The organism is Alcanivorax sp. HI0083 (assembly GCF_001635175.1).
The window spans coordinates 1-6,457 of record NZ_LWFX01001106.1 but is presented as its reverse complement, the minus strand read 5'-3'; the positions used below and the strand labels follow the sequence as shown (position 1 = coordinate 6,457).

The window sequence follows — 6,457 nt, the reverse complement described above, 5'->3', positions numbered from 1 at the left end:
CGGTGACATCCAGCTTGCCGCAGGCCAGCAGAGCCAGGGCCTGCAAGGCAGCTACACCCCCGCACAGGGCCTGAGCCGGATCCTCGCCGGCACCGGCCTGGTGGCAAAGGCACAGCCGGATGGATCGTTTGCCCTGGCCAAAGCCAACACCCGAGCATCCACCCTGGAACCTGTCAAAGTCAGCGCCGCCCGCGGCGACAATCTGCAGAACATCGTCAGCTATGACTACAGCGATATTTCACGGGCACAACCCCAGGACACCAAGGACCTGTTCAAGAACGAGGCCTCCGTTTCTGTGGGCGGCTCCATACCGGTCAACGAAAAGGTCTATGTGCGCGGTGTGGAAGAAACCGCCATGCTGGTCACCGTGGATGGCGCCCGGCAGAACAACAAGGTGTTCCACCACAACGCCACCAACCTGATCGACCCTTCTCTTCTGAAGTCCGCCAGTGCCGCCGCCGGCGTAGCCTCTGCCGATGACGGCCCCGGCGCACTGGGCGGCGCGCTGAAATACGAAACCGTGGATGTGGCCGATATGCTCGCCCCTGGTGATAACCTGGGTGGCTTCCTGAACGGCCGCTATGCCTCCAATGGCGATGCCGTCACCACTGCCGGCTCCCTGTTCGGTCGCAGTAACGGTTTCGAAGCGCTGGGTTATGTGAAGCAGGTAGAGGGCAATCACTACGAAGATGCCAACGGCGATAACGTGCCCTACACCGAGCCCGGGCTGCTCAGCGGCCTGGCCAAGCTGGCCTACGAGAATGCCGACGTCGGGCGAATCGAACTGAGCCACGAAGTGGTCAACGACGATTCCGAGCGCCCCTATCGAGCCAATTTTTCCGGCCTCACCGCCGGGCGGCCAGTACCGGCATCACGCAACTATGACCTGACCCGCCAAAACACCGTGCTCGGTTACAGCCGCTTGAAAGGCAGTGGCTTGTGGAACCCGGAAGTGACTGTCGCCAATAACGAGACCGAGCTGGTCACCAGCGAAAATCCGCTGGCCGCCCCCAACACCACCGTGGAATACACCGGCATCACCGAGAGCGTCTCGGCCACCGCCAAAAACACCTTCCACACCGGCTTCGTGGATATCACCGCCGGTATGGACTACTACGATGACAGCGCCGTATTCCAGTTCGCCGGAGACCCGGATCTGGAAGAAAAAGCCGAAAACACCGGCGCCTTCGTGCAATTCCGCCAAACGCTGTTCCAGCGCCTGGACCTGTCCTACGGCCTGCGTTATGACCAGCAGGATTTCACCGGCACCGATGATTCCAGCCATGAAGACGAAGGCACCAGCAGCAACGTCTTCGCCGAATTTCATTTCAACGAACACTTTGCCATTAATGCCGGTTACGCCGATGTCTGGGGCGGGACTGCGCTGGCCGAGAACTTTATTCTCAACGGCGCCTGGGTCTATAACGACATGAAACCGGTGCAGTCCCACAACCACACCGTGGGTTTCAAGGCTAACTGGAACGGTTTCTTCTTCGAAGCAAATCAGTTCGAAACCGGCCTGCGCGATGCCCGTGTTCCCACTTATCGTGGTGGCCCGGACCTGTTCTCCGACTTTGATATCAACGGCTTCGACACCACCGTTGGTTACCGTGCCGATCTTGGCCGACTTTCTGTTACCTATGCCGATATCGAATCGAAGATGGATGACGAATTCGCCACCTCCTACGACGGCAACTATTTCACCGTGCCTTTGGGTGAACAGGTGGCCATCAGCGGCGAGCTCTACTGGCCGAATACGCAGTGGGCCCTGGGCCTGACCACGGAAATCGCTCTGGAGAATGATGACCTGGAGTCACGTGGGCTTGGGGAAAAACAGGACAGCTACACCGTAGTCGACGTGTACGTGAACTACACCCCGATCGATGCCCTGTCACTGCGCCTGTCCGTGGACAACCTGAATAACGAGGAATACACCGATCGCGCCAGCTATGGCCAGGAGTTCCCCACGGTGGCGCCACTGCTGGAACCGGGCCGCTCCATCAACATGGATGTTCGCTACAACTTCTAATGATTGAGCACCAGAAGACCAGCGGCTCTCCCAGCCCGATGGCGGAGCCGCTGGCAGCGTTGCTGCAAGTGATCACATTTTTTCAGGGGCAAAAACGCAAAAGGCCGCAACAGGAAACTGTTGCGGCCTTTCTTTGTGATGGTGCGCCAGGAAGGACTTGAACCTTCACACCTCTCGGCACCAGAACCTAAATCTGGCGTGTCTACCAATTCCACCACTGGCGCAGTGGGCGGCTATTCTAGCAGGCTATCGGCTAATTACCAGCCCCCGCCAACCGGTTAACCGCCTTGCAGAATACGGTAGAGCGCCTGCAGATCCTGATCGATTTTGCTGACCCGGTTTTGCAGAGTGTTCAGCCGGGAATTATCCGATTGTGGTGCGGATTGCGGTGCGGATTGCGCCACCGGCTGCGCCCGGGGCCAGCTATCCAGTGAGGCAACGCGAGAAGACAGCGCCTTGACGCTGGCACTCAAACCGTTGAGGCGCTTTTCCAGCGCCACCGTCGTCTCCCCGTTATCCGTGCTATTCAGCTTGGCCACCGCCACAGTAAGCCCGCGCACCTTTGCGCTCAGCTGACGCAAATCATCACGCACTGACGCTGCCACATCCGCGGCTCCCCCCGCAGGCTGAACAGCCACCGGACGAGCCGATTTCTGTTCTGCCAGATCAGCGGCCAGTTGATAATACTGTTGACGTAATTCACTCAGCTCACGGCTGCTGGACCGCTGCTCCAACCACAACACCACCGCCAGCGATGTGGCCACCAGGGCGAGCCCCAGTGACAGCCAAAGCAGCCTGGAGCGCCCGCCTTCTGACATGCCGACTGGCCTCTGCCGTGGTGCAGAAATAAACGGTGCAGATTCGGTATCCGGTAACGGGGCCGGCGGCGCAACCGCCAACACGTCCTGATTAAGGCCCTGTAAACGGTTTGCTTTACTTTCCGACAACGGGGTATGCGGCATCTTTGCCATGGCAAAACGCTCTTTTTGATTATTGTTTATTTCACTCAATCTGCCAGTGAGCCGGCCTCTCCCCCCGGAGAACGCCAGCTACTGCCGGTCATACAATCAACGGCCTTCCAGTGAATCCAGACGGCTATTGACCTGCAGACGATAAGCATCAAACGCTGCCACTGCGGCTTCAACGTCGTCAACCCGGGCGTCCAGTGTCGAAATCTTGCCCTGGGCTTTTTCCACCTTGTCCAGACCGCTTTTCAGGCTGGCTTGCTGACGCTCAAGCTGCTTGATGCTGTCCACCAGCACTTCCACCCGTGTCTGCATTTGCCCGATCTGGCTCTGCCATTGGTCGCTGCTTTTGTTCACCGCAGCCACCGCGCTTTCCACCTGTTTTTTGAGGGCCGCGGCATCGCTGCTGATATTTTTTAATTTACCGTCCACACCCGCCTGGCCTTTTTTGACCTCGGTGACCGAGGAGGACAGGGCGCTCAGAGCCTTTTTCTGCTCGGCGATGGCAGCTTTATTGCGCTTGTTGCTCAGATCCCACAATTTGCGGATTTCATCTTCATTCGCTTCCAGCTTCTTGCCGTGGGTCTGAACCGTATCCAGCAGTTTGCCGGAGGACTGGTTGAGGCTTTCATCGGTCGCCGACAAACGGGATTGAAGGTTGCCCATTTTTTCACTGGATTCCGTCAACCGGTTATCCAGCTGCGCCTGCAACCCGGAGACCTGCTTGCTAAACCAGACACCCAGAACAGCGATCAGCACGACCAACACCAGGCACGCGGCCATCCAGCCACCATTGCCACCACCAGAAGGCGCCGGCTTGTGCGGTTTCGGCGCCGGTTTGCCGCTACCCGGAGGCGCTTTTTTGCCATTACCACCCAACGCCGCACTAGGCGTACTGGCTCGGGGTTCATCAACAGCAACGTCATTCAGGTCACCAAGATTGACTTCACGATCTCGCGTCATGCTTTACTTCCCGGGGGACACCCCGTTTGGTTGATTATTTATCTCAACGTTGGCTGTCAACGTTACTCTGAATGATCGAACAGCGATTGGTCGGTCGGGTAGTAGACTGGCTCGCCCGGTTCGTATTTTCCGTTATCTTTCTCAAGAAATGGCAGGAAAATAACCCACGGCCGCACATCCCGATGATCGACGAGGGCCCAAACACCGATTACCTGGTTCCCTTCATCATCGCTGATTTCATGCAGTCGGAATAAAGCCAGCATGTCCACATCCGGCTTTTTCTTCCCTTCTTCTTGAAGCTTTCTGTACAGAACCTCCACCCATTGCTCTGGCGCTGGAGCATCCTCTTTTTCGCCTGTATAAGTCATTGCCTGCGCAGAATCCCCCTTCTGGACCAATCCGAAAGGGTAAAAACTGCCAAATTTCTTGATCGCCTTTATCGCTTCACCAATTCCCGCAGCGGCCAGTTTATCCATGGCCTGCTGCTCCGGGCTTTTTGCTGCTTCGTCAGCGCTCTTTGTTTGCGCTGTTTTTGTGTCACTCGCCTGTTCGGCTGCCATGGCCGGAGTCACCCACAAGCCGGCCAGCAACATCACCAATCCAATAAAACGCATACAACACCTGTTATTGTCATCATTATCCCGGAATTTGACCGTCATCCGGCCAACAAGATCCCGAGCCTGTCGGACGCTACCAAACTTACCCTTCTATCGCCATAAAGACACAAAAAAGGCCGCAAAAGCGGCCCTTTTCATTGCCTGAACGGTATCTGCAAAGACCCCTTCAGGCTTACCCAACCGGGTTTATGCAGCAAAGTTGCTGGCTGCGAAATCCCAGTTGATCAGGTTCCAGATGGACTCCAGATACTTGGGACGGGCGTTGCGGTAGTCCACGTAGTAGGCGTGCTCCCACACGTCCACGGTGAACAGCGGGGCCTGACCCTTGCCGTGGGCAATCGGGGTGTCCGCATCGTCGGTGTTGACGATTTCCAGGCTGCCATCGCTGTTTTTCACCAGCCAGGTCCAGCCGGAACCGAAGTTACCGGTTGCCTTGGCATTGAACTGGTTCTTGAACTCGTCGAAAGAACCGAACGCCTTGTCGATGGCTGCGCCCAGATCACCACTGGGAGCACCGCCGCCATTGGGGCTGAGGCTGTTCCAGTAGAAGGTGTGGTTCCATACCTGGGCTGCCTGGTTGAACAGACCGCCTTCGGCGCTCTTGATGATTTCTTCCAGGGATTTGCCTTCGTTGTCGGTGCCGGCAACCATGTCGTTCAGCTTGGTCACGTAGGCGTTGTGGTGCTTGCCGTGGTGATACTCCAGCGTTTCGGCAGAAATATGCGGTTCCAGTGCATTTTTCTCGAACGGAAGCGGCGGTAATTCAAAAGCCATAATTTGTCCCCTGACATCATGTTGTCCCATTGCTCACTGCAACGGGCCGAAATTCCCCGCAGACAACCTGCCGGTGGCCTGCGGCCGAACGATAATAACAAGCTACCGGTCGTGTTCTCTACTCTGGCAAGGCTTTGCCTTTCGGTATCATAGACAAAACCTATCATTTGCCAGCAATACGTGACCGGCAGGTCCTTGTCAGATGGGGCGCAACGCCCTTGTTTCAAGTACAATGCGCCCCAATTTTTACGTTCCGGGACGTTTCTTTTGCGTTCTGTTAACGCCTTCAACTGTTTGGCAGGAGAAAAACATGTCTGATGATGCAGTCGTCATTGTAAACGGTGCCCGCACCGCCATGGGCGGTTTCCAGGGTTCCCTGTCCGCTGTCAGCGCCCCGGAACTGGGTGCCGCGTCCATCCGCGAAGCGGTCGCTCGCGCCGGCCTGAAAGCCGAGGACGTACAGGAAGTCATCATGGGCTGTGTACTGCCCGCCGGCCTGAAACAGGGCCCGGCCCGTCAGGCCATGCGTCTGGCCGGCCTGCCGGACAGCACCGGCGCCACCACCATCAACAAGCTGTGTGGTTCCGGCATGAAGGCCACCATGTTTGCCTACGATTCCATCAAGGCTGGCACCAACGACATCGTGGTATCCGGCGGCATGGAATCCATGACCAACGCCCCCTACGTGCTGGACAAAGCCCGTGCCGGCATGCGCATGGGCCACGGCCAGATCTTTGATCACATGTTCCTGGATGGCCTGGAAGATGCAGAAACTGGCCGCCTGATGGGCTCTTTCGCCCAGGAAGTGGCCGACAAGCGCAACATCACCCGCGAAGACATGGACAACTACGCCATCGAATCCCTGAACCGCGCCAATGCGGCCGTCGATAACGGCTGGTTCAAGGACGAAATCGTGCCGGTGACCGTGAAGACCCGTAAGGGTGAAGTGGTTGTCGACACCGACGAACAACCGGGCAACGCCAAGATCGACAAGATCCCCACCCTGCGCCCGGCCTTCGCCAAAGACGGCACCGTCACCGCCGCCAACGCCAGCTCCATCTCCGATGGTGGCTCAGCGCTGGTACTGGCCCGTGAATCCGTGGCCAACG

The 6,457-nt window shown here is 57.6% G+C and carries 6 protein-coding genes and 1 tRNA gene; 2 read left to right on the top strand and 5 right to left on the bottom strand.

The genetic code is table 11. The features are described 5' to 3' along the window. Positions 1–2,029 (top strand): TonB-dependent receptor (locus A3754_RS15155; RefSeq protein WP_063520369.1); only part of this gene is annotated, 2,029 nt, incomplete at its 5' end. A 139-nt stretch (positions 2,030–2,168) separates the two neighbouring features. Here the strand turns inward: A3754_RS15155 and A3754_RS15150 are convergent. From A3754_RS15150 to A3754_RS15130, 5 genes are all read right to left on the bottom strand, one after another. Then, positions 2,169–2,253, bottom strand: a tRNA-Leu gene (locus tag A3754_RS15150). A gap of 54 nt (positions 2,254–2,307) precedes the next feature. Beyond that, positions 2,308–3,000: a hypothetical protein gene (locus A3754_RS15145; RefSeq protein WP_063520368.1), complete on the bottom strand. Its 693-nt coding sequence runs from the start codon at positions 2,998–3,000 to the stop codon at positions 2,308–2,310. A 96-nt stretch (positions 3,001–3,096) separates the two neighbouring features. Further along, on the bottom strand, positions 3,097–3,957 hold the full coding sequence (locus A3754_RS15140; protein WP_063520367.1) for a hypothetical protein: 861 nt from the start codon (positions 3,955–3,957) through the stop codon (positions 3,097–3,099). 62 nt (positions 3,958–4,019) lie between these two features. After that, the gene (locus tag A3754_RS15135) at positions 4,020–4,571 is read right to left on the bottom strand and encodes a hypothetical protein (RefSeq protein ID WP_063520366.1); all 552 of its coding nucleotides are present in this window, start codon (positions 4,569–4,571) and stop codon (positions 4,020–4,022) included. A gap of 189 nt (positions 4,572–4,760) precedes the next feature. Next, positions 4,761–5,348, bottom strand: coding sequence for a superoxide dismutase (locus tag A3754_RS15130; RefSeq protein ID WP_007151159.1), 588 nt, complete (start codon positions 5,346–5,348; stop codon positions 4,761–4,763). Positions 5,349–5,658: 310 nt separating this feature from the next. On the opposite strand from A3754_RS15130, the gene A3754_RS15125 reads away from it, so the two are divergent. Then, the coding region (locus A3754_RS15125) for an acetyl-CoA C-acyltransferase (RefSeq protein ID WP_063520365.1) at positions 5,659–6,457 on the top strand (799 nt) is incomplete at its 3' end.